A 22,198-nucleotide genomic window follows, 5' to 3' on the forward strand; every position below is an offset into this window, starting at 1 on the left:
ACTACCCGGTTACTCAACAAGCGACAGGAAGGCGAGAGACCGGAGTCGTTTGCCGAAAAAGTGGGCGATGCACGCTCTTAAGACCTCTTGGAGATTCGTCGCGTGAGGAGGGGCGAGCGGCAGCGCCAACGATCGCTTCAGGTTGTCGTGCAAACTCTCTCGAAGAAATCCCAATGATCCTAACCAGATCGAGATGCCGTCCGGCGCCCGGGGCAGGCACCCGGGGCAGACCAGGCCGCCGCGGGTCGGGCTGATGGCGGGTTCGGCGCCGGTCCCCAGCGCAGACCGGCATACCAGGCAACGATACAACTCCAGCAGGTAGCCGACGATCCTGAGGAGGCGAATCTCGAACGCCCTGAGCAGGCGCGGGTCGTCATGTAACACAAGGAGCGTCAGGGCATCGCGCAGCAGGAGAAAGATCTCCTCATTCACCTCCCCATCCTCGACTGATGCGCCCGCCAACTCCACAAGGTAGGCCCCACGGCTCAGCCTCCCCAGATCGGCCTTGAGTGCGGCGAACGAGTCGACGACGGAGAACTCATTGATCTTATGAAGGGTCCGGTTGGGCGACTCAAAGAAGACAAGCTGGCCGAGCGTGAACAGCTCGAGGGTCCCGCCGTATCGGCTGCGAAGCCGCCTGGCCCCCTTCGCTACCGCCCGGACCTTGCCCAGCCTTCGCGTGAAGAACGGGATGATGCGATCGGCCTCGCCAAGATTGTATCCACCGATCACAATCGCTTCGGTTGTGTGCAGGGGCATGTGTCGAGTCCCGGGTGTCGGGCAACGGGTTGGGGGTTTCGACGCTCGCAACTCGAAACCCACAACGTTATTGTTGCAGGTAGCCGAGCCGCCTCAGCGCCTCGTCGTCTTTCTGCCAATCGCTGCGAACCTTGACCCACAGCTTCAAAAAGACCTGGGTGCCGAGCAGCCTCTCGATCTCCGGTCTGGCCGACTCCCCGATCCGCTTCAACATCGTTCCCCCATGCCCGATAATGATCGCCTTCTGCGAGTCCTTCTCGACGTAAATGGTGGCCTCGACGTCGGTCAGCGCCCGCCCCTCCCGCGCCCGGACCTTTTCGACCAATACGGCTACTGCGTACGGAACCTCCTGATAGACGGAGCGGAATATCCGCTCGCGGATCAGTTCGGCAATGACAAACCGCTCCGGCTGGTCGGTCACCTGCTCGGGGGGATAGAGCGGGGGTCCCTCCCGAAGATAATGGACCAGCAGCGACTCCAGGAGCGGCACGTTGTCGCCTGCCGTGGCGGAGATCGGCACAATCTCGGCAAATGGCAGCAGAGATCTGAAGCGGTCGATCGTAGGGAGCAGGCTTTCTTTCCCGACGAGATCGACCTTATTGATGGCGAGCAGAATCGGCGACCCGACCCGCTTCAGCATCTCGAGAATCAGTTTGTCGCCCTGAGAAAGCGGATCGGGGGCCTCTACGATCCAGAGGATCAGATCCGCCCCCTCCAGGCTGTTGGTAGCGGTTTTAACCATCAATCGGTGAAAGTAACCGCCGGACTTGTCGATCCCCGGCGTATCCAGGAAGATCAGTTGCGCGCCGGGCAGATTCTTGATCCCCAGGACCTTGGTTCTGGTCGTCTGCGGCCTGGGAGAGACAATCGACACCCTCTGCCCCAACAGCCGGTTCATCAGGGTCGATTTGCCCACATTGGGGCGGCCGATAATGGCGATGAAACCGGACTTGAAACTGGTCATACCTGTGTCACCGTTGAGAAGCGTTTTTGGAGTCTTGGGTGAAGGGTGCGGGGTGTAGGGTGTGGCGCGACTCGACGCCCGACGCCCGACGCCGCGTGGGGCGCGGCAAAAGCGCAGTGACAATACTCCCTGCCAGTCCAATGGCGGTGGCTGCCAGCATGGCCGACCGCGCCGAAAGCGGGCTCGCGACGAGGGCCTGAAACAGCGGGGGCGCAAGGATGACGGTGCCGACGACAGCCGCAACCGATGCGGCGACCAGGACCGCGCCGGCGGCAATATCCTTTGCCCGTCCGGCGATCGTGTGCATACCGGGCGATACCAGGTCCACACTCAACTCTATCGCCGTATTCAGCAGCTCCGCGATGATCACCAACGCGATGATTATCAGCAGGAGCACGAGGTCGATATACGACAACTGCAGCAGCAGCCCAAACAGCGCAATGAAGGCGGCGATCACGAGATGCGTGCGCAGGTGCCGTTGCGTGGCGATCGCATCCTCCAGCCCTTTCAACGCACAGCGAAACGGATGTATTGAACCCACAATGCCTACCTGCCCTCAGCCTCAATGAATGGGAGGCCGTATCGCCGTTCAAGGCGCTTCATGCGCCTCGCCTCCGACGGCGTCTGATGATCATAACCAAGAAGATGGAGGATCCCGTGGATCAGCAGCGCAACCAGCTCGTCTCGAAGGGAGCGACCCGAGGCCCTGGCCTGTCGCTCGGCCGTCTCGGTCGAGATCACGACATCCCCAAGCAGATCCGGCGACAACGATGCAAACGATCCCTCGCGCATGGGGAACGAGAGGACGTCCGTCGGGCCGGTCTTCCCTCGATAGTACCGATTCAGGCGGGCCATGGTTCGGTCGCCTACCAGCACCAGCCCGCACTCGGCCTCGTCACACCCTGCCTGGACGAGAGTGCGCTGTCCGACCCTTTTTAGAAAGCTCGTGTCGAGCCTGATCTTCCTTTGTCGGTTTGTGACCTGTATCAACGTTGGCGCCCCGCCTGCCCGCGGACTCCTCAAAGTCAAACCCCGGATACTCCACCCGTCGATGGTAGATCCCGCACAGGATCCGGACAAAGCTCTCCTCAATCAGACGAAGCTCGCTGAAGGTCAGCTCGCATTCACGGAGCTGCCCATCGACAACAATGGCATTGACGATCTTCGCGACCAGCGCCTGAAACCGGCCGGGTGTCGGTTCGGTCAGGGTTCGCGATGCCGCCTCTACGGCGTCGGCCAGCATCAGGATGGCCGCCTCCTTGGTCTGGGGTTTGGGTCCCGGATATCGAAATCGCTCCTCATGAACCTCGCCCTGGTCGCTGTCCTCCAGATCCTTGGCCCTCTGGTAAAAGAAGAACGTCAGCCTGGTGCCGTGGTGCTGCGGGATCATCTCCAGCACTGCCGGCGGCAGGCCGTAGGTCCGGCCCAACTCTATGCCCGCCTTGACGTGCGAGACGATGATCAGGTTGCTGAGATTCGGCCCAAGCTTGTCATGCCGACTCTTCACATTCGGCTGATTTTCAACAAAGTATGACGGTTTGGTAATCTTGCCGATGTCATGATAGTACGCGCCTACCCGGCACAGCATCGCATTCGCGCCGATCGCCTCTGCGGCCGCCTCGGTCAGCGTCCCCACCATCACGCTATGATGATACGTACCCGGCGCCTTCAGGATCATCTCTTTCAGGAGCGGATGGTTCAGGTTGCACAGTTCCACCAATCGAAAATCGGTGGCGACCTCGAACAGATATTCAAAGAGGGGGAGCAGGCCCAGCGAGAGCATCGCGACCAGCAGGCCGCCGATCAGGCCGCACAGCAGGTGAAAGCCGAGCCGCTCCGTCGACCCGGACAGTAGCGACCATGCCAGAACCGAGTACAGGTTGGCCAACCCGACCGCCACCCCCGCCTTCAGGAAGATGGTTCGATCCTTTCGACCGACGAGGGCAAAGATCGCTACCAGGTTGCTGACAAGGCTGTACAGAAAGAAGCGAAACCCGTCGGCCGTGAGCAGCGAGGCAAGAATGTTGATGGCGAGGGCGCCCGCAAAGGCCAGGCGACTGTTGAAGAGAATCGCCAGAAGCAGACCCCCAATGGCGACAGGAATCGTGTATTCGAGGGCGCTCGCCGGCACAGTGGGGAGCGTCTGATGAACGGAGGGAAGAAAGAGGACAAATAAGCGGGTGACGGCGACCGTCAAGAGGATGACTGAGGTCAGCAGGAGCAGAGATTTCGGTTGTCGCAGCGGCTTAGGTTGGAGCGTCCAGATGTACAGGTAGAGGCTGCCTAACAGGAAGCCGACCAGCAGGCAGATCCCGAGGAGCGTGAGGATCCCCGGCGGAAGCACCGGCGAAGACGCAACGACCAACACGATCGCGACGACCGCCAGACCGCAGAGCGCATAGAGTGCGCCCGGATGGGCCTCAAGACGTCCCGTCGCCCAATGAAACCACGCGGACACCACGCGCGGCACGCTCAACAGTCGGCCCGCAGCCGGCGACGGCGCGCTGATCACGGTACTGCTGCCGTTCCTATAGGGCGCCATCGGGCGCCTTCCTATCGCCCCTCGGCCGGTACTGTCGAGGCCTGATATGCATCGTACGCCCTGACGATCTGCTGTACCAACTCATGTCGCACAACGTCCTCCTCGCCAAAATAGGCGAATCTGATCCCCTCGATTCCCTTCAGGATGCGCTGCACCTCGATCAGACCGGACAGTCGGCCGCTCGGCAGATCGACCTGGGTGATGTCGCCGGTGATGACGGTCTTTGAACCGAAGCCGAGGCGCGTCAGAAACATCTTCATCTGCTCCGAGGTCGTGTTCTGCGCCTCGTCCAGGATGATAAAGGAATCGTTCAGCGTCCGGCCTCGCATGAAGGCCAGCGGTGCGATCTCGATGGTGCCCATCTCGATCAGACGGGTGACGCGCTCCAGTTCGATCATATCGTACAGCGCATCGTACAGGGGTCGAAGGTAGGGATTAATCTTTTCGTAGAGGGTGCCCGGTAGAAACCCCAACTTTTCCCCCGCCTCTACGGCGGGTCTCGTCAGGATAATCCGGTTGACCTCGTGCTTCAACAGGGCCGATACGGCCATCGCCATAGCGAGATAGGTCTTGCCGGTCCCGGCCGGCCCGATGGCAAAGACAATGTCGTGATGGCGGATCGCCTCGATATACCGTCGCTGACCGGGACCCTTCGGCCGGACCGACCGCTTCTTTGACGAAACCTCGATGACCTCACCCTGGATCCGCCTGAACTCCTCCTCTTCTTTCTTCACAAACAGTCGCAGCGCCAGCTTGACGTCCTGTGGCGTCACCCGCTCACCGCGTGTCAATTGCGAGATCAACTCCGAGACAACCTGCTCTGCCACCGCCACATTCGACGCCTCGCCGTGGATACTCACGAGGCCGTCACGCGCGACCAGCTTGACCTGCAATGCCTCTTCGATAAGCCTCCTGACCTCGTCCTTGCGGCCGAATAGTTGCCGGATCTCTTCCCCGACGGGCAGAGAGACCTTCGTGTCCGGTCGAACCTGCTCCCCCGTCATCTCCCCGCTTCGCTGCTCATTATTCAGCAATCAGTCGTCAGCCATCAGCAGCCGGCTATGAGCTGGAGGCTGCTCCCGTGTCCTGCATTCAGCATATTCCCGTCTCGGCCGGCTGTCAACGCTGCCCTCTTTGCCCCTGTCATTGCGAGCGACCGAAGGGAGCACGGCAATCTCACCGTCGTTACCCCGAAAGACCGTGAGATTGCTTCGGCTTCGCCTCGCAACGACACCAGTGGCTTCACTGATAGCTGAAAGCTGTCTTGTCAGTCCAGATCCAGCTTGATCCGCAGCTCCCTGAGTTGCCGTGCGTCGACAGGCGCGGGGGCCTGCGTCATCAGGTCCTGCGCCTTTTGGGTCTTGGGGAAGGCGATCACGTCCCGGATTGAGGTGGTCCCTGCCAGGAGCGCAATGATCCGGTCCAGGCCGAACGCGAGCCCGCCGTGGGGCGGGGCGCCGTATTCAAGCGCGTCCATGAGGAACCCGAACTTGGCCCTCGCCTCATCCGCTCCGAGCCCCAGCGCGGCAAACATCCGGCTCTGGACGTCCCGGCGGTGGATCCTGATGCTGCCGCCCCCCAGTTCCTGTCCGTTGACCACCAGGTCATAGGCCTTGGCGCGGATGCGTCCGGGGTCGGTGTCGAAGAGCGGGAGGTCCTCGTCCAGCGGCGCCGTAAAGGGGTGGTGCATCGCCTGCCATCGCCCCTGTTCCGGATCGTAGTCAAGGAGCGGGAAGTCGACCACCCAGGTTACCGCCAGCGCGCCCTCGTCGATCAGCTTCAGCTCGCGACCCAGCTTGACCCGCAGGCGCCCCAGCGATTCGGCCGCCGTCTTCGCCTGATCGGCAACCAGCAACAGCAGATCCCCCTCCTCCCCTTTCAGCCGCTCAGCCAGACGTTCGAGGACGATCGATCCGAGGAATTTAGCCAGGGGCGACTGGAGTCCATCTGCGGCCACCTTGAACCAGGCCAGGCCCTTGGCGCCAAACCCCTTGGCGTAATCAACGAGCCCGTCGATCTGCGTTCGAGAGAATGCGCCGCACCCTTTGGCGTTGATCCCCTTGACGACGCCGCCCCGGGCAATCGACTCGGCGAATGCCTTTACCTCAACCCCGCGCAAGATATCGGTCAGATCGGCCAGCTCCATCCCGAACCGGGTGTCGGGCGCATCGAGACCGAATCGGTCCATCGCCTCAGCATACGTCAGTCTGGGAAAGGGTCTGGGCGGGACGGGTTTACCGGCCGCCTCAAAGAGCGCCGCCACCAGCCCTTCCGTCACCTCGAGCACCTCGTCCCGATTCATAAACGACATCTCGAGGTCGATCTGGGTAAACTCTGCCTGCCGGTCGGCCCGCTGATCCTCATCTCGAAAACACCGGACGATCTGATAGTATCGATCGAGTCCTGCGACCATAAGGAGCTGCTTGAAGAGCTGGGGCGACTGCGGCAGGGCGTAAAACTCACCGGGGTTCAGCCGACTGGGGACCAGATAGTCCCTGGCCCCTTCCGGTGTGCTTCGGGTCAGCATAGGGGTCTCCACCTCCACAAACCCGTGTCGGTCCAGATAACCGCGGACGGCCTGACACGCCTTGTGGCGCAGACGCAGATTGCGCAGCATCGAGGGGCGACGGAGGTCCAGATATCGATAGGTCAGCCGGATCTCTTCAGCAACATCGGTCTGCTCCTCAATCGGAAAGACCGGCGGCTTGGCCTCATTCAGAATCTGCGCCTGTTCCACCACCACCTCAATGGTTCCGGTGGGCAACAGGGTATTCTCAGTTCCCGACGGGCGAGGCTGGACCCGGCCGCTGATCGCCACGACGAACTCGGTGCGCATCCGTCGGGCAATCTCATGGGCCTCCGGATGGAACTCGGGATTGAAGACCGTCTGAATGATCCCTTCGCGGTCTCGAAGATCGATGAAGATAAGGCCGCCGTGGTCGCGCCGCCGATGCACCCACCCCATCAGGACGACAACCCTCCCCACATCGTGCGGTCGCAACAGACCACAGTACTCGGTTCGTTTGAGGCCACCCATGCCCCTGATCACACCCCCTCCAGCCCTATCAGGCGTTCAACAATCTGATCCAGCGCGACGGCGGTCTGGTCCGCCTTCACCATATCCCGCAGCGTCGCCTGGCCTCGCTTCAACTCCTCATCGCCCACAATCACACAGTACCGGACCCGCTCCTTATTGGCCTGGCGCATCTGCCCCTTGAGACTGCGCATCTCAAGATCCATCAGGCCGCGCGCGCCGCGGCGACGCAGCTCTTGCAGAAGCCCCATCCCGGTCCGCCGCGCTTCCGGTCCCAGGGTCGCGACATAGACCCCCCGCAGGGCACTCGCCTCCCCGATCAGCGGAAGCGACGCGATGACCCGCTCCAACCCCACCGCAAAGCCCATCGCCGGGGTCGTGGGCCCGCCCATCGATTCGATCAGACCGTCATAGCGCCCGCCGCCGGCCAGTGCGTTTTGCGCGCCAAGCCGAGGATTGATCAGTTCGAAGGCCGTCTTTGTGTAATATTCAAGGCCGCGAACCAATCGCTCATCGATGATATAGGGGATCTTCAGCAGATCCAGCAAATGCCGAACCTCGGCGAAATGCGCCGCACAGGCGTCGCACAGGCTCTCGAGCGGTTTCGGCGCGTCCGCAACCAGACGCTGGCAGCCCGCCTGCTTACAGTCCATGATCCGGAGCGGATTGCGCTTCAATCGTCCCTGGCAATCCGTACAAAGCTCCGACGATCGATCCGCCATATAGTGCGCGAGGCGATCGCGAATCGCGGGCCGGCAGACGGCGTCACCGATGGAGTTCAGGCGAAGCTGCAGATCGGGGATCCCAAACGCCTCCACGATCAGCGCCCACAACAGGTCGATCACCTCCGCATCCACCGCCGGCTGGTCGGAGCCGATCGCCTCGACGCCGATCTGGTGAAACTGCCGGTAGCGTCCCGATTGCGGCCGTTCCCGACGAAACATCGGACCGAGGTAATAGACCTTTACGAGGGGGGACTGGGCGGCCATTTGATGTTCAAGGTAGGCTCGGACGACCGGCGCGGTCCCCTCAGGTCGAAGCGTAAGACTGACGTCACCCTGGTCGGTGAAGGTGTACATCTCCTTTTCGACGATGTCGGTTCCCTCACCGATGCCACGGATGAACAGTTCCGTCCGTTCGAAGGCCGGGGTCCGGATTTCCGCGTAGCCGTACCGCTGCAGGAGCGAACGCGTGGCCGCCTCTATGCGCTGCCATGTTGCGGACTCATTCGGCAAGAGGTCCGGCGCCCCCCGCACACCCTTGAACTTCATCATCGCAGCTATCAGCTTTCAGCCATCAGCAATCAGCTTCCGGCAATTGCTGTAGGGGCGGGGCTTGCCCTGCCCAAAGGGGCGCAGCAAGCAGCGCCCCTACATCGCTGACGGCTGATGGCTGGCCGACCAAAGACATGCTCAATGCGGGCCTACGAGACCGCCTTCCGGTCAAAACGGTGAGTTGATTCAATGAAGCGGACGGTCGCCGATCTCGAGCGCATGACGAGGGAATGGGTCTGCGCGCCCCCGCCGAAGAAGCGGACCCCCTTCAAGAGATCCCCATCGGTGACCCCGGTCGCGGCGCACATAATGTCGATCTCTCCGCCTCCCGTCAGATCGGCGATCGTAAATACCCGGTCCAGATCGCGGATCCCCATTCTCAGCGCCTGCTCTGCCTCTTCCTCCGTCAGCGGTTTCAGTCGACCCTGCATGTCGCCACCGATACACTGCAGCGCCGTCGCCGCCAACGCGCCCTCTCGCGCCCCCCCGACCCCCATCAGAACGTCGACGCCCGTTCCCTCAAACGCCACCGCCATCGTCGCGGAGAGATCGCCGTCCTGAATCAGCTTGATGCGCGCGCCGATCCCGCGGACCTGTCGCACCAGATCGGCATGGCGCGGTCGGTCAAGGATGACCACCGTCACATCCTCAACCGAACGGTTCATCGCTTCGGCGATGGCGCGAAGATTCTTCTCCGGGGGGGCGGTGATATCAATCACCCCGGCCGCCTTGGGTCCGACGGCGATCTTTTCCATATGGGCGTCGGGCACCTGATGCAACGACCCCTTCTCGGCGGCAGCAATGACAGAAATAGCATTCGGGCGGCCATGTGCCACAATCGCGCCGCTTTCCACGGCATCAAGTGCGATATCGACTTCTGGGCTGTTGCCCTGGCCGAGCACCTCGCCGACGTAGAGGGTCGGGGCCTTCCCGTGCTCGCCCTTGCCGATGACAATCGAGCCCTTGAAGCTCACATGGTCGAAGGCGTGGCGCATCGCGTCGATCGCCGCCTGCTCCGCCGCGCTCGGGTTGCCCAATCCCATCCAGCGAGCCGACGAGATGGCGGCCATCTCGGTGGCTCGCACCAACTCCAGCGCCAGATTCCGGTCCATCGTTCCTTTTTTCTCAGTCGGTCTGAAACTGCAGGCGGCTCGGGCCCGCCCATCCCCACTCACCCCCGAAAACCGACAGAAGTATAGGAAATACGGGGATTCCAGTCAAGCCCAACTTCTGTGATCCGACAGAGGCAGGAGGCTAACGCGGGCGTCCCAGCAGGTCGCTGAGCGCGGTACGCAGGAGGTCTGCCGAGGCGCCGGCGACCCGGATCGTTTTTACGCGGGCATGCTCGCCGACGGCGATTTGCAGGCGAGAGACCGGCAGGTCGAGCGCCTTTGACAACAGGCGGAGACAGGCCTCGTTAGCTCGTCCTTCTACCGGAGGCGCGGTGACCCGGAGCCGCAAGATACCGTCGACCTCGCCGACAATCGCTTCGCGAGAGGCCTTCGGCTGAAGCTGAATACGAAAGGAGGCGGTCGTGCCCGCCTGCCGAACCAGAACCATTAACGAAGGTTCCACGCAATCTCTTGAAGCGAAGGCACAAGCCACCGCTGGATAAACTGGAGCGCCAGGATGGCGATAATGGGGGAAATATCTATGCCTAATCGCCACATCGGAATCATCTGCTGAATCGGCCGCAGTACCGGGTCGGTGACGCGAGCGAGGAACTGGACGATCGGATTCCAAGGATCCGGATTGACCCATGAGAGCAGCGCCCGGATGATAAACAGCCACGTGTACACCCATAATACGGTATTCAGAATGGACGCGAACGCGTCGATGAAGTACGCAAGAAACGGCATGACAATTATCTCCTGCCCAGTTCCCGGGATCGGATCGTGGCCGCCTCAACCGCCTCCATCAGGATCCCACGCAATCCGCCGCGCTCCAGGGCATACAGCCCGGCAATAGTCGTTCCGCCCGGAGAGGTCACCATATCCTTTAACGCTGCCGGATGACGCCCACTCTCAAGCACCATCTTGGCGGCGCCCAGGACGGTCTGGGCAGCCAGCAGCCCGGCGACATCCCGCGCAAGCCCCACTTTCACACCGGCGTCGGTCAGCGCTTCAATACACAGAAATACGTAGGCGGGACCGCTGGCGCTGAGTCCCGTCACGGCATCCAGATGCTTTTCCTCTACGACGACCGCTTTTCCGACCGCCGCAAAAATTGCTTCTGCAATCTGCACGTCCTCGGCTGTGGCGTGCTCGCCCTTCGTGATGCCGGCGGCGCCGGCCAGCACCATAACCGGGGCATTGGGCATGGCGCGAACGATCCGCGCCCCGGCAGGCAGCCGCTCGCCGATAAAGGCGATGGTGATGCCTGCGGCGATCGAGATGACCGTCTTCGTCTGATCCACTGAAGCGGCGATCCCATGTAGCGCCGCCTCCATGTCCTGGGGTTTGACGGCCAGGATCAGGATCGACGCCTTCAGGCCGACATCGCGGCCTCCAGCCACGGTCTGAATGCCGTAGCGGAGATGGATCTGCTCTCGTTTCGCCTCGGCGATATCCGACGCAATGATCTGGTCGGCGGTCACCAGCCTGGCTTCGAGCAGGCCGCGGATCATCGCCTCGGCCATATTGCCGGCCCCAATGAACCCGATCGTCCGCCCGTGCAGCATGCTGTGCTCCTGACGTCTCATAGAATAGACCTGTCGTCTTATAGCGTCAAACCTGAGGCGAGTCAAGGGGATTCGGACACCCAAAACCTATTGACTTTTCATAGGATTCCGGTTAGGTTGAGCCCGGCAGTCGGACTTACGCGCCGGGGCAGCGAGAGACACATCATGACGTACGCCTATTTCAAGGGACAGATCGTTCCGTTAGATCAGGCCAAGGTCAGCATCCAGAACAATACGTTCCAGTATGGGACTGGGATCTTCGAGGGGATCCGGGCCTACTGGAATCTGGATGAACGGCAGCTCTACGTCTTTCGCTTGGCGGAACACTACCTCCGGCTGCTCAGGAACTGCCGGGTCCTGAAGCTGAATATCGGCAAGGATGTCAAAGAGCTGTCGGAGATCACCCTCGAACTGCTCAGGCGCAACCGTCCGGAAACCGACACTTACATCCGGCCGATTGCCTATGTCGATTCGGATGGGATCGGTCCCAAGTTCATCGGGTATCCGAGCAGCATTGCCATGTACACGCTGCCGCTTGGCGACTACATCAACGTCTCCAGCGGGATCAAGGTGGGCTTTTCTTCCTGGCGACGGATTCACGACAATACGATCCCGGCACGGTGTAAGGTCACCGGCGGGTATGTCAACTCCGCCCTGGCCAAAACGGAGGCCCTCGAACATGGCTACGATGAGGCGATCTTCCTCACTGAAGAGGGCTGTATCTCTGAAGGCTCGGCGGAGAATATCTTCCTCATCAGGGACGGCAAGTTAATTACGCCCGCCCTATCGGAGGATATCCTGGAAGGGATTACGCGAGAAACGGTCATCCAACTGGCTCGAGAGGAATTGGGGATCGAGACAATTGAGCGGCCTATCGGCAGGACAGAGCTGTATGTCGCCGACGAGGCGTTCCTCTGCGGGACCGGCGCCCAGGTGTCGCCCATCATTGAAGTAGACAAACGGCTGCTGGGTAGCGGCCGGATAGGGCCCATCACGGAGAAGATTCAAGCCCTCTATTTCGACGTGGTGAAGGGTAAAGAGAAGCGGTACGCGCACTGGTTGACGCCGGTCTACTAAATACAGGGGATAGGGGTTAGGGTCTAGGGTTCAGCAAGATTTCCCCGACCGCTGACGGAAGTAGTCGATGGTCAGCGCCAGTCCTTCAGCAATCTGCAACGTCGGCTCCCAGCCTAGTTTCATTCTTGCCAGATCAATATCCGGTTGACGAACACGAGGGTCGTCCATCGGCAACGGACGGAACTCAATAACGGATGGGCCGCCAACCGCCCCCAGAACCATATGGGCAAGGTCGAGCACCGTAAACTCTTTGGGGTTGCCGATGTTCACCGGGTTCACCTCGTCCGACATCAGCAGACGATACAGTCCCTCAACCAAATCGGTGACGTAGCAGAAGCTTCGCGTCTGAGAACCGTCCCCGTACACCGTCAAGGGCTCGCCGCGAAGTGCCTGATTGATGAAGTTCGAGACCACCCGGCCGTCGTTCGGTCGCATCCGCGGTCCATACGTGTTGAAGATCCTGGCAATCCGCGTATCAAGTCCGTGATATCGGTGATAGGCCATGGTCATCGCCTCGGCAAATCGCTTTGCCTCGTCGTACACCCCACGGGGGCCGACCGGATTGACGTTACCCCAGTATTCCTCCCGCTGGGGATGGATCACCGGATCACCATAGACCTCTGAGGTCGAGGCAAGGAGAAGTCGCGCGCCCTTGGCCTTCGCCAATCCCAGCGCCTTATGGGTACCGAGAGATCCCACCTTCAACGTCTGGATCGGCAGGCGCTGATAATCCACAGGGCTGGCCGGAGAGGCGAAATGGAGGACGTAGTCCAGCGGGCCTTCGACATACAGGTACTCGGTGACATCCAGTCTGACAAAACGGAAGGCGTCGTGTCCGATCAGATGGGCGACGTTGTCCATTGAACCGGTGATCAGGTTGTCAAGGCAGATGACCTGATGCCCCTCCTCGATCAATCGATCGCAGAGGTGGGAACCAAGGAATCCGGCGCCTCCGGTAATCAGTGTGCGAGGCATGATGAGAGTCCCGAGCGTAGAGTGCTGAGTGTCGAGTTCATGGCCTGCCAGATTCCTCTCCTTCGAACGTCTCTCCAACTCGACACCTGGCACTTGAGACTTGACACTGTTTTCATCGTCCCATCCCGAGGTATTCGAATCCCATCGCCGTCATCTGTTGTCGATCGAACAGATTGCGCCCATCCAGCAGTATGGGTCGCCGCATCAGGCCTCTCACCCGAGTCAGGTCAAGGTCGGCAAACTCTTTCCACTCTGTCGCCACCACCAACGCATCGGCGCCGGTAGCCGCCTCATACGGATCCTGGCAATAGGTGAGTGTGGGAAGTTGGCGCCGCACCCGTTCCATCGCCTTCGGGTCGTAGGCCTTGACGACCGCACCCTCCGCCAGAAGCCGATTGATCAGGGCCAGTGCGGGGGAGTACCGCACATCGTCCGTCTCCGGCTTGAACGCGAGCCCCCATACGCCGACAGTCTTATCCTTGAGGATCCAGAGCTGATCCTTAAGTTTCCTGACAGCTTGTGAGATCCTGGATTGATTAATCCGGTCAATCTCTCGAAGCAGACCAAAATCGTACCCATATTTCTCCGCAATCTTGACAAACGCCTGCAGATCCTTCGGAAAGCAGAACCCCCCAAAGCCGAGTCCTGCCTTTAAAAAGCTGCGCCCGATCCGTCGATCAAGCCCCATCCCCTGCGCCACCAGCTCGACATCGGCGCCGACCAGCTCGCACAGATCCGCCACGCTGTTGATGAAGGAGATCTTTGTGGCCAGAAATGAGTTCGAGGCGTGTTTGATCAATTCGGCGCTCGTGATGTCGGTCACCAGAAACGGAACGGGCCCCGTCTCAGCGCACCTGCTGTGAATCGGACACGTGAAGGTGCGGTTCACAATCGGCTCATACAGCTCCCGCAACAGCCGCTCTGCCCGGGGGTGCTCGACGCCCACTACGATCCTGTCGGGATGCAGGAAATCCTCGACGGCGGAGCCTTCCCGAAGGAACTCGGGATTGGAGGCGACGTCGAACCGTATCTCCTTATCCCCCTTATACACCTGGAGCGTCTTCTCGATCCACATGCCCGTTTGTACGGGTACCGTGCTCTTCTCGACTACCAGCTTGTGACCGGACGCCAGCTCGCCGATCCGGCGCGCCACCTGCTCGACCGACGAGAGATCGGCATCCCCGTCTTCCAGCGGCGGCGTCCCCACACAGATAAAGATAACCGTTGCCGCCCCGATCCCTTCCTGCAGGTCGGTGGTGAAGAAGAGCCGACCCGCCTGCCGGTTCCGCACAATCAGGTGATCAAGACCGGGCTCAAAGATGGGCATCTGCCCGTGTTGCAGGCCCGCAATCTTGTCGACGTCGTCATCCACGCAGACGACTCGGTGACCTACCTCTGCGAAACAGGCCCCGGTCACAAGGCCGACGTATCCGGTTCCGACAATACAAATGTCCACTAGGAACGCCCCCCGCCCAGCTTTCTGACGTCCTGAGCCCGTCCCTTTGGACACACAAGGACGCCGTTATGGGATGCGACCACAATGATCTCCGACAGTCCGATCACGGCGACCGGCAGCCCGGCGGAGACGACCACCGAGCGGCTGGTATCCACCAGTTGCGTCTGACCCACAGTCACGTTACCGCTATCGTCTACAGGTTGTACCCGAGCCAATGCATCCCACGCCCCCAGATCATCCCAGGCGAAATCGGCCCTGACCATCACAATCCCGCTCTCTATCCGCTCCAACACGCCGTAGTCTACCGACTGCCGTTGAAAGGCGCTGTACTCGCGGGCCAGCGTCTCCCGCACCCCCCACGCCTCGCGAATGCGGCACAGGCCGGCCCACAGGTCGGGCATATACCGGGCAATCAGACTCTGGATGGCGCGATTATGCCAGAGGAAGATGCCGCTGTTCCAGTAGTGCAACCCGCCTGTGACCAGGCGCTCGGCCGTAGGCCGATCGGGTTTCTCAAGGAATCGACGAATATAGAACGCATCGGAGATTGCGGACAGCGACTCCCCGACCTCCAGATATCCGTATCCGGTCTCCGGTCTGGCAGGAGGGACTCCGATCATCACGACCCGGTCCGGATGCGACGCGAGCAGCCCACAAGCCCGCCGCAAGGTCGCTATAAATGTCTCATCGTCCGACACATAGTGATCGGCCGGCAGGGCGATCATCAGAGCGTCCGGGTCGAGCCGCTCAAGCAGCAATGAGGCCAACCCGATCGCGGCCGCGGTGTCTCTGCCCTGCGGTTCGAGCACAAGATTGGCTGCGGGAAGTTCCGGGAGCTGCGACCGCACCAGCTCGGCATGCGTCTGGCCGACCACGACGGCGATCTGGGACCACGGCAGCAGTCGCCGCATCCGTCGGACCGTCGCCTGCAACAACGACTCGCTTCCGACCAGGCGAAGAAAGGCCTTGGGCCGGACATCTGTGCTGATCGGCCAGAAGCGCTCGCCCCTGCCGCCGGCAAGCACTACCGCGTAGACGGATGGAACGCTCCGGTCACTCTCCGTCGCCTCGCCCATAATCATCCTGGAATCGGACAATATCGTCCTCGCCAAGGTAGCGGCCGTTTTGAATTTCAATGATGACAAGGGGCTCCGGCCCCGGGTTCTCGATCCGGTGAGCGACCCCTGCCGGCACAAATGTCGATTCCTGGGCACCGATGATCGAGGCGCGCTCGCCAATAACGATTTTCGCTGTACCGGCCACGATCACCCAATGTTCACTGCGATGAGTGTGGCACTGCAGACTCAACCGATGGCCCGGATTGACCTCAATCCGTTTCACCTTGTACCCGTTCCCCTCCTCAAGGACCGTCCAGCCGCCCCAGGGGCGTATTCCGGTCAGCGCTGTAGGCATATCCTCTTTCCCTGCGGTGCAGCGGCACACCCGCAATGAACAACAACCGATCGCGGGGCAACGGTTGTTGCGGGCCGGTCACTACTGAGCGGGCTCTACCGCGGGCCGTATCACCATCGTGACGTTACGGTAAGGCACACGAAAGATCTCCATAGGTTCTGCGGTAATGCTCCCGGTACTGACCCCCTTTGACGCGGGTCCACCAGGTCGTATGGTGCTGATACCAACGGACCGTCTCCTCAAGCCCGGTCTCAAAAGGAATTCGGGGCTTCCAACCCTGGGTCCGCTCAATCTTGGCGGTATCAAGGGCATACCGCCGATCGTGGCCAAGGCGGTCTTTCACGCGCGTAATCAACGCCTCAGGTTTGCCAAGCGCGCTCAGGATGAGCCGCGCCACATCGATGTTGGGCCGCTCGCAGTGACCGCCGATATTGTAGATCTCTCCGGCAACCCCGCGCCTGAGAACCAGGGCCAGCGCCTCACAATGGTCCTGTACGTGTATCCAATCGCGGACGTGAAGGCCGTCGCCATACAATGGGAGCGGCTCATCGGCAAGGGCGTTGGTGATAAACAGCGGGATAAACTTTTCCGGAAACTGGTGGGGGCCATAGTTATTGGAGCTCCGAGTGATGATGACCGGCAACCCGTAGGTGCGAAAGTAGGCCGAGGCCAGAAGGTCCGCCGCCGCCTTACTGGCCGCATAGGGACTGTTGGGATGCAGAGGGCTCTCTTCGGTAAAGTAACCGGATGGTCCCAAGGAACCGTACACCTCGTCGGTAGACACCTGCAGCATTCTGGGGATACTGTGCCGGCGACACGCCTCCAGCAGGGTGTGCGTCCCGACCGCATTGGTCTCCGTAAACGCCCTCGCATCCTGGATACTTCGATCCACGTGCGATTCCGCTGCCAGGTTGATCAGCGCATCAAACCCTTGCCCTGCCAGTTCGTCCACCAATCGGTCATCGCAGATACTCCCCCTGACAAACCGGTATCGCGGATCGTCCTCAACGTCGGCCAGGTTTTCAAGATTGCCCGCATAGGTCAGCTTGTCGAGATTGACGATACGACAGGCCGTATCCGTCGCCAGCAGATGGCGTACGAGGTTCGACCCGATAAACCCGGCCCCGCCGGTCACGAGGATTCGCACGGTCAACCCAGCCTTACCGCCCAATCGTACGGAATATCCGGACTATCGGGGGGAATTCGAAATTCATCAGGCTCTTGATAGTTGTAGAGCTCGGTCGGAAAATTCACGATCGCCGACATCCGATCACCTACCGCCTTGTACCCGTGGATCACCAGGGGTGGGATCTTTACCAGCATCGGGTTCTGCTCGCCGATGAAGAACTCGTTGATGCGGCCTTTCGTGGGCGAGTCGTCGCGGGCATCAAACAAGACGACCTTGGACATGCCCAGGACGCCGACAAAGTGGTCGGTCTGTTTCTTGTGATAATGCCATCCCTTCACCACGCCCGGATAGGCGGCCGTAATATAGGCCTGTCCGAATCGCTCAAACTCTTCCCAGTCGCTGCGCAACATCTCTGTCAGGAATCCCCGCTCATCGGGGACCCTGCGCAACTGCCTGGTCTTAACGCCGTCAATAAGGTTCATCCGTCCCCACGCCCTGCACCCAACACCCTACACCCTGTTTTTCTGTCTCTTACTTCGCGTACCCTCAGACCAACCCCACCTGGCTGCTGTCCCCCAGCATCAGGCGGTAGGCCTTCGGTTTCCCATCGGACCGGAAGACCTCAACGTTTTTTCCGATAAGACTATCCTCCAATCGCCCATCGATATCCGTAATCCGACACTGGTCAAGAATGATGCTGTGTTCGATCTCGCTATTGCGAACGAGCGTATCGTGGTAGATCGACGTGAACGGTCCGATGTAGGAGCTGATAATCTGACAGCGCTTACCGATGATGACGGGGCCTCGTATCGTGCTGGCGGTGACGTTGGCCCCCTCCTCGACGATGACCTTGCCGATCAGGTTGGAGGCGCCATCAACATCCCCTTCCACCCGAGGGGTAATCGCCTCCAGCATGATCCGATTGGCCTCGAGCATATCCTCCAGTTTCCCGGTATCTTTCCACCAGCCGCTGATCACGTGAGGATGGACCCGGTATCCGTTATCGATCAGAAACTGAATGGCATCGGTAATTTCCAACTCGCCGCGGTATGAGGGGTGAATTGCGTTGACCGCCCGGAAGATCGTGCGATCGAACATATAGACGCCGACCAGCGCCAGGTCGCTCTTGGGGTGTGCCGGCTTCTCCTCCAGGGAGATGATCCGCCCATGTTGCAATTCCGCCACGCCGAACCGCTGCGGGTCGCGAACCTTCGCCAGGAGGATGTGCGAGTTGGCACCTAACCGCGTAAACTCTTCAACTAACGAACAGATTCCATCCTTGACGAGGTTATCCCCCAGATACATCACGAACGGGTCAATCCCCAGAAACGGTTCGGCGATCTTGACCGCATGGGCCAGCCCGAGCGGCGCCTCTTGTTCGATGTAGGTCACGTCGAGGCCCCATGGCGCCCCATCCCCCACCGCGCCCCGAATCTCCTGCCTGGTGTCGCCCACCACGATCCCAACCTGCTGGATCTTCGCCTCCGCCATGGCTTCCAGCGCGTAGAACAGGATCGGTTTATTGGCGACAGGAACGAGTTGTTTGGCGCTCGTATGGGTAATCGGACGCAGGCGGGTCCCTTTGCCTCCGCTCAAGATCAAAGCCTTCACAGCATGTCCTTACTGAAGCTCGGCACTATTCCGATCTATGGGCCAATGCGCAGCTCGATCTGCAGATGTCGACGTCCCAACCGGCAAGCAGATGTCATGGGTGGTGTAAGTTGAAAGGAATTGTACGGAAGGATCCTCGGGTTGTCAAATTCGAAATCGCCTGCCGACTCAGCCGTTACCTGTGCTTGCCGGGTACAGCACAAACCGCGACGGCGCCGGACAGGACACCCCCCCTTCGTCCTGATCCGGACGACGGTCTATCCGGCAATAACTTTCCCTTGACGGCGCTGAAGGAGGACGGCTAAAGTTCTATTCATGAAGTTTCAACGCAAGTTGCTGCTCGGTTTCGCGCTCATGGTGCTCCCGGTGCTCCTGATCGGCGCGCAGGCCGTCTGGAACAACCGGGAGGAACGAGCAGCCCTCAGCGCGCTCGGCGAAAGCATGGCCCGAACCCGGACCTATGCCGAACTCGAAACAGTCCTGTTCCGCCAGAGCCGTCAAGTCTGGGGATTTCTGACCGGAATCGACCCTGAGGCGCAGGCGGAGTTCTTTCGACTGGAAACGGACATCGCGGAACGGCTTCGCCGGTGGAGGCTGACGCTCGCGCCTGATGAAGCGGATCTCGCCACCGGCGTTGAGCAGCTTCACGCCCAGATGTTCGACGTCGGCAGGCGTATCATCTCCCTGTACCAGGCCGGGCAGCACAAGGCCGCGCTCACCTTGGCCAACACGGAGTTGAAGGGCCGCCTGCTCCCTGCCCTCAGCGCAAAGAATAAGGAGGTGTACGGCGCGGCCCGCGCCCACAGCCTGCAGCGGGCCTATACCAGGCTCGAGGAGATCCTGCGGGCCGAACAGAACCTGCTGCTGCTGATCCTCCTGCTGTCCCTGGTCCTGGGGATCGCCGCCTCGATCCTCATCTCCAGAGGGCTGGCGCGTCCGATCCACCAGCTCAAGGCGGCGATGGAGGTGGTGGGGGCCGGTCATCTCGATCACGAGATCGCCGTCCGCTCAAGAGATGAGATCGGCGAGTTGGCCCGGACGTTCGCCGGGATGACCGAGAACCTGAAGCGTTCCCATGAGGCGATGGCCCGCCTCAATCACGAATTGGAGGCCAAGATCAAGAAACTGGAAGAGACCCAGGCGCAACTCATTCAATCGGAGAAATTAGCCTCGATCGGCGAGATGTCCGCCGCGGTGGCCCACGGTCTGCGCAACCCCCTGGCGAGTCTGCGCGCGGCGGCCCAAGTGACTCTTCGTCATGTGGCCGACAACTCGGTGGCACAAGCACATCTCAAGATGGTGATCGCCGAGGTAGACCGCCTGGATCGCCGGATCACCCACCTGCTTGCGTTCTCTCGACCCGGACGTTTCCGTCCCCTGTCGGAACAGCCGTCCAGGCTGATTGACGGCGTATTGCCCACCGTTGCCGGATCGATCAAGGATCACGGTATCCGACTTGAGCGTAACCTGCCGAGCCATCTCCCGGACGTCTACGTCGATCCGATCCAGGTAGAGCAGGCGCTTGGCGAGATCATCTCCAACGCCCTGGACGCGATGCCTGAGGGCGGGTCGCTCACGATTCGCGGACGCTACCAACCCGCACACGACAACGCGGGATCGGTCGTCGTTGAGATCACCGACACCGGCGGCGGGATCGCCCCACAGATTCTTCCGTCGGTCTGCGATCCATTTTTCACGACACGGGCAGAAGGCACCGGTCTTGGCCTCGCCATCGCGAAACGGTATGTGGCGCAGAATGGCGGACAGTTGGATATCGCCAGCAGGCCTGGCGTCGGAACCACGGTGAGCATTACGTTGCCCGTCTCATCGGGCGACCGGGACAGTACGATATGAACCCCTCGACGCTGTTGATCGTCGACGACGAGCGCACCCTCGCCCGCTCGATTAAACTGTTCATGACCGAGCAGGGGTACGAGACCGAGGTCGCCGACAACGCCGATGCCGCGCTTGAGCTCTTGGACCGCCTCCGCCCCGACCTGATCTTCCTCGACGTCTGCCTGCCGGGTCAAAACGGTATGGAGCTGTTGCGCAGAATCAAAGAGTTCGACCGGAATATTGCCGTCATTATGATGACCGCGTACGGTTCCATCGAAGGGGCGGTGGAGGCGGTCAAGCTGGGGGCGTTCGACTACATCAAAAAACCGGTCGATCTGGACGAGTTGAAGCTGCTGGCCGACCGGGCGTGCGCAAGCGCGCGGCTGCAACAGGAGCTCTCCTACTATCGGGAACGGGAGACGCGCGAGATTCCCTTCATGGGGATTATCGGCAAATGCGACGCGATCCGCGAGATCATCGCCAGGGTTACGCAGATCGCCGCGCTGGAGGACTCGCCCCCGATTCTCATTGCCGGAGAGACGGGAACCGGAAAAGGGTTGGTGGCGCGCACCCTGCACCGTCACAGCCGGCGGGCGTCGCGCGCCTTCATCGAGGTCAACTGCACGGCGCTCCCCGCTACGCTGATGGAGGCGGAACTGTTCGGGTACGAACGCGGGGCATTTACTGATGCGAAGGAATCGAAGATGGGGCTCTTCGAGGCCGCCGATGAGGGCTTCCTCTACCTGGACGAGGTGGGGGATCTCGAACTCCCTCTCCAGGGGAAGCTGCTTCGCGCCGTCGAGGAGCGGGTCATCCGCCGGGTCGGGGGGTTGCGGGATCGACGGGTGGACGTCACCATCGTCGCCGCCACCCATCGGGATCTCGACACCGAGGTCAAGGCCACCCGATTCAGGAAGGACCTCTACTATCGGCTGGCCGTCATCACCATCGATCTGCCGCCGTTGCGCGAGCGCGGCGAGGATATCCTGCTGCTCGCCGGCCATTTCCTGGATACGTTCAATGCGAAGTACGGGAAGACGATCCTCGCCATCGACGACCGGGCCGCCCGCACCCTCATGGACTATCCCTGGCCCGGCAATATCCGGGAACTGAGCCATGTCATCGAGCGGGCCGTCCTGTGGAGTCATGGTGATCGGCTGTCGGTCGACCAACTCTCCCTGACCCCCCACTCGCCGCCGAACAGGCCGGCAGATCCGACACCGGCGACGAGTCTGACGTATGGCGCGCTTTCGCCGGAGGGAATCGACCTGGCGGCGTGGGAACGCTCGCTGGTCGAGCAGGCGTTACGAGCCAGCGGCGGCAATCAGACAAAGGCGGCCAGGCTGCTTGGCCTCAGCCGAGACACCCTCCGCTATCGACTGAAGAAGTTCGGCCTCTCCAGGCCCTGAGTCGTCATCGGGCGGTCGATCACGAGAGGATTTGTGGCA

The 22,198-nt window shown here is 61.1% G+C and carries 22 protein-coding genes; 3 read left to right on the forward strand and 19 right to left on the reverse strand.

The features are described 5' to 3' along the window. Window positions 1-9: 9 nt before the first annotated feature. From recO to proC, 12 genes are all read right to left on the reverse strand, one after another. Window positions 10-759 (reverse strand): DNA repair protein RecO, encoded by a 750-nt coding sequence (gene recO, locus C3F12_13225; protein PWB42874.1) that lies wholly within the window; start codon window positions 757-759, stop codon window positions 10-12. A 67-nt stretch (window positions 760-826) separates the two neighbouring features. Further along, the gene (locus tag C3F12_13230; GenBank protein PWB42875.1) at window positions 827-1,723 is read right to left on the reverse strand and encodes a GTPase Era; all 897 of its coding nucleotides are present in this window, start codon (window positions 1,721-1,723) and stop codon (window positions 827-829) included. 7 nt (window positions 1,724-1,730) lie between these two features. Next, window positions 1,731-2,267, reverse strand: coding sequence for a hypothetical protein (locus C3F12_13235; GenBank protein PWB42876.1), 537 nt, complete (start codon window positions 2,265-2,267; stop codon window positions 1,731-1,733). 2 nt (window positions 2,268-2,269) lie between these two features. Beyond that, window positions 2,270-2,683 carry an rRNA maturation RNase YbeY gene (ybeY, locus tag C3F12_13240; protein ID PWB43028.1) on the reverse strand — a complete coding sequence of 138 codons (414 nt, stop codon included), beginning with the start codon at window positions 2,681-2,683 and terminating at the stop codon, window positions 2,270-2,272. Continuing rightward, window positions 2,619-4,265 carry a hypothetical protein gene (locus tag C3F12_13245; GenBank protein PWB42877.1) on the reverse strand — a complete coding sequence of 549 codons (1,647 nt, stop codon included), beginning with the start codon at window positions 4,263-4,265 and terminating at the stop codon, window positions 2,619-2,621. The genes ybeY and C3F12_13245 overlap by 65 nt, the downstream gene beginning before the upstream one ends. A gap of 11 nt (window positions 4,266-4,276) precedes the next feature. Then, the gene (locus C3F12_13250; GenBank protein ID PWB43029.1) at window positions 4,277-5,230 is read right to left on the reverse strand and encodes a hypothetical protein; all 954 of its coding nucleotides are present in this window, start codon (window positions 5,228-5,230) and stop codon (window positions 4,277-4,279) included. A gap of 302 nt (window positions 5,231-5,532) precedes the next feature. Then, window positions 5,533-7,314, reverse strand: coding sequence for an aspartate--tRNA ligase (locus tag C3F12_13255; GenBank protein PWB42878.1), 1,782 nt, complete (start codon window positions 7,312-7,314; stop codon window positions 5,533-5,535). After that, complete coding sequence (locus C3F12_13260) at window positions 7,311-8,570, reverse strand: histidine--tRNA ligase (protein PWB43030.1); 1,260 nt, start codon at window positions 8,568-8,570, stop codon at window positions 7,311-7,313. The genes C3F12_13255 and C3F12_13260 overlap by 4 nt, the downstream gene beginning before the upstream one ends. Window positions 8,571-8,722: 152 nt before the next feature. After that, a complete protein-coding gene (gene glpX / locus C3F12_13265; GenBank protein ID PWB42879.1) occupies window positions 8,723-9,685 on the reverse strand; it encodes a fructose-bisphosphatase class II in 963 nt (320 codons plus the stop codon). Between the two features lie 142 nt (window positions 9,686-9,827). Next, a complete protein-coding gene (locus C3F12_13270; GenBank protein ID PWB42880.1) occupies window positions 9,828-10,133 on the reverse strand; it encodes a hypothetical protein in 306 nt (101 codons plus the stop codon). Beyond that, entirely contained in the window at window positions 10,133-10,432 is a 300-nt protein-coding gene (locus C3F12_13275; protein ID PWB42881.1) for a hypothetical protein, read from the reverse strand. The genes C3F12_13270 and C3F12_13275 overlap by 1 nt, the downstream gene beginning before the upstream one ends. Before the next feature lie 5 nt (window positions 10,433-10,437). Continuing rightward, window positions 10,438-11,253, reverse strand: coding sequence for a pyrroline-5-carboxylate reductase (gene proC, locus C3F12_13280; GenBank protein PWB42882.1), 816 nt, complete (start codon window positions 11,251-11,253; stop codon window positions 10,438-10,440). Between the two features lie 165 nt (window positions 11,254-11,418). On the opposite strand from proC, the gene C3F12_13285 reads away from it, so the two are divergent. Continuing rightward, window positions 11,419-12,330 carry a branched chain amino acid aminotransferase gene (locus C3F12_13285; protein PWB42883.1) on the forward strand — a complete coding sequence of 304 codons (912 nt, stop codon included), beginning with the start codon at window positions 11,419-11,421 and terminating at the stop codon, window positions 12,328-12,330. Between the two features lie 30 nt (window positions 12,331-12,360). Here C3F12_13285 and C3F12_13290 read toward each other — a convergent pair whose 3' ends face one another. The 7 genes from C3F12_13290 to C3F12_13320 all read right to left on the reverse strand — a co-directional run bounded on the left by C3F12_13290 (window position 12,361) and on the right by C3F12_13320 (window position 18,914). After that, window positions 12,361-13,305, reverse strand: coding sequence for an NAD-dependent dehydratase (locus C3F12_13290; GenBank protein PWB43031.1), 945 nt, complete (start codon window positions 13,303-13,305; stop codon window positions 12,361-12,363). Between the two features lie 112 nt (window positions 13,306-13,417). Continuing rightward, window positions 13,418-14,761, reverse strand: coding sequence for a UDP-glucose 6-dehydrogenase (locus C3F12_13295; protein PWB42884.1), 1,344 nt, complete (start codon window positions 14,759-14,761; stop codon window positions 13,418-13,420). Continuing rightward, a complete protein-coding gene (locus tag C3F12_13300; protein ID PWB42885.1) occupies window positions 14,761-15,843 on the reverse strand; it encodes a mannose-1-phosphate guanylyltransferase in 1,083 nt (360 codons plus the stop codon). The genes C3F12_13295 and C3F12_13300 overlap by 1 nt, the downstream gene beginning before the upstream one ends. Beyond that, window positions 15,815-16,174 (reverse strand): mannose-6-phosphate isomerase, encoded by a 360-nt coding sequence (locus C3F12_13305; protein PWB42886.1) that lies wholly within the window; start codon window positions 16,172-16,174, stop codon window positions 15,815-15,817. Before C3F12_13305 ends, C3F12_13300 begins: the two co-directional genes overlap by 29 nt. Window positions 16,175-16,298: 124 nt before the next feature. Then, window positions 16,299-17,321, reverse strand: coding sequence for a dTDP-glucose 4,6-dehydratase (gene rfbB / locus C3F12_13310; GenBank protein ID PWB42887.1), 1,023 nt, complete (start codon window positions 17,319-17,321; stop codon window positions 16,299-16,301). 2 nt (window positions 17,322-17,323) lie between these two features. Next, entirely contained in the window at window positions 17,324-17,785 is a 462-nt protein-coding gene (locus C3F12_13315) for a dTDP-4-dehydrorhamnose 3,5-epimerase (GenBank protein PWB42888.1), read from the reverse strand. Between the two features lie 64 nt (window positions 17,786-17,849). Continuing rightward, window positions 17,850-18,914: a glucose-1-phosphate thymidylyltransferase gene (locus C3F12_13320; protein ID PWB42889.1), complete on the reverse strand. Its 1,065-nt coding sequence runs from the start codon at window positions 18,912-18,914 to the stop codon at window positions 17,850-17,852. A 315-nt stretch (window positions 18,915-19,229) separates the two neighbouring features. Between C3F12_13320 and C3F12_13325 the strand changes: the two genes are divergently transcribed. Together C3F12_13325 and C3F12_13330 are read left to right on the forward strand one after the other, a co-directional pair. Beyond that, window positions 19,230-20,768, forward strand: a complete 1,539-nt coding sequence (locus tag C3F12_13325; protein ID PWB42890.1) for a hypothetical protein — start codon at window positions 19,230-19,232, stop codon at window positions 20,766-20,768. Next, complete coding sequence (locus C3F12_13330) at window positions 20,765-22,159, forward strand: hypothetical protein (protein PWB42891.1); 1,395 nt, start codon at window positions 20,765-20,767, stop codon at window positions 22,157-22,159. Before C3F12_13325 ends, C3F12_13330 begins: the two co-directional genes overlap by 4 nt. The last annotated feature ends 39 nt before the right edge of the window (window positions 22,160-22,198 follow it).

Source organism: Candidatus Methylomirabilota bacterium, from assembly GCA_003104975.1.
Lineage (GTDB): Bacteria > Methylomirabilota > Methylomirabilia > Methylomirabilales > Methylomirabilaceae > Methylomirabilis.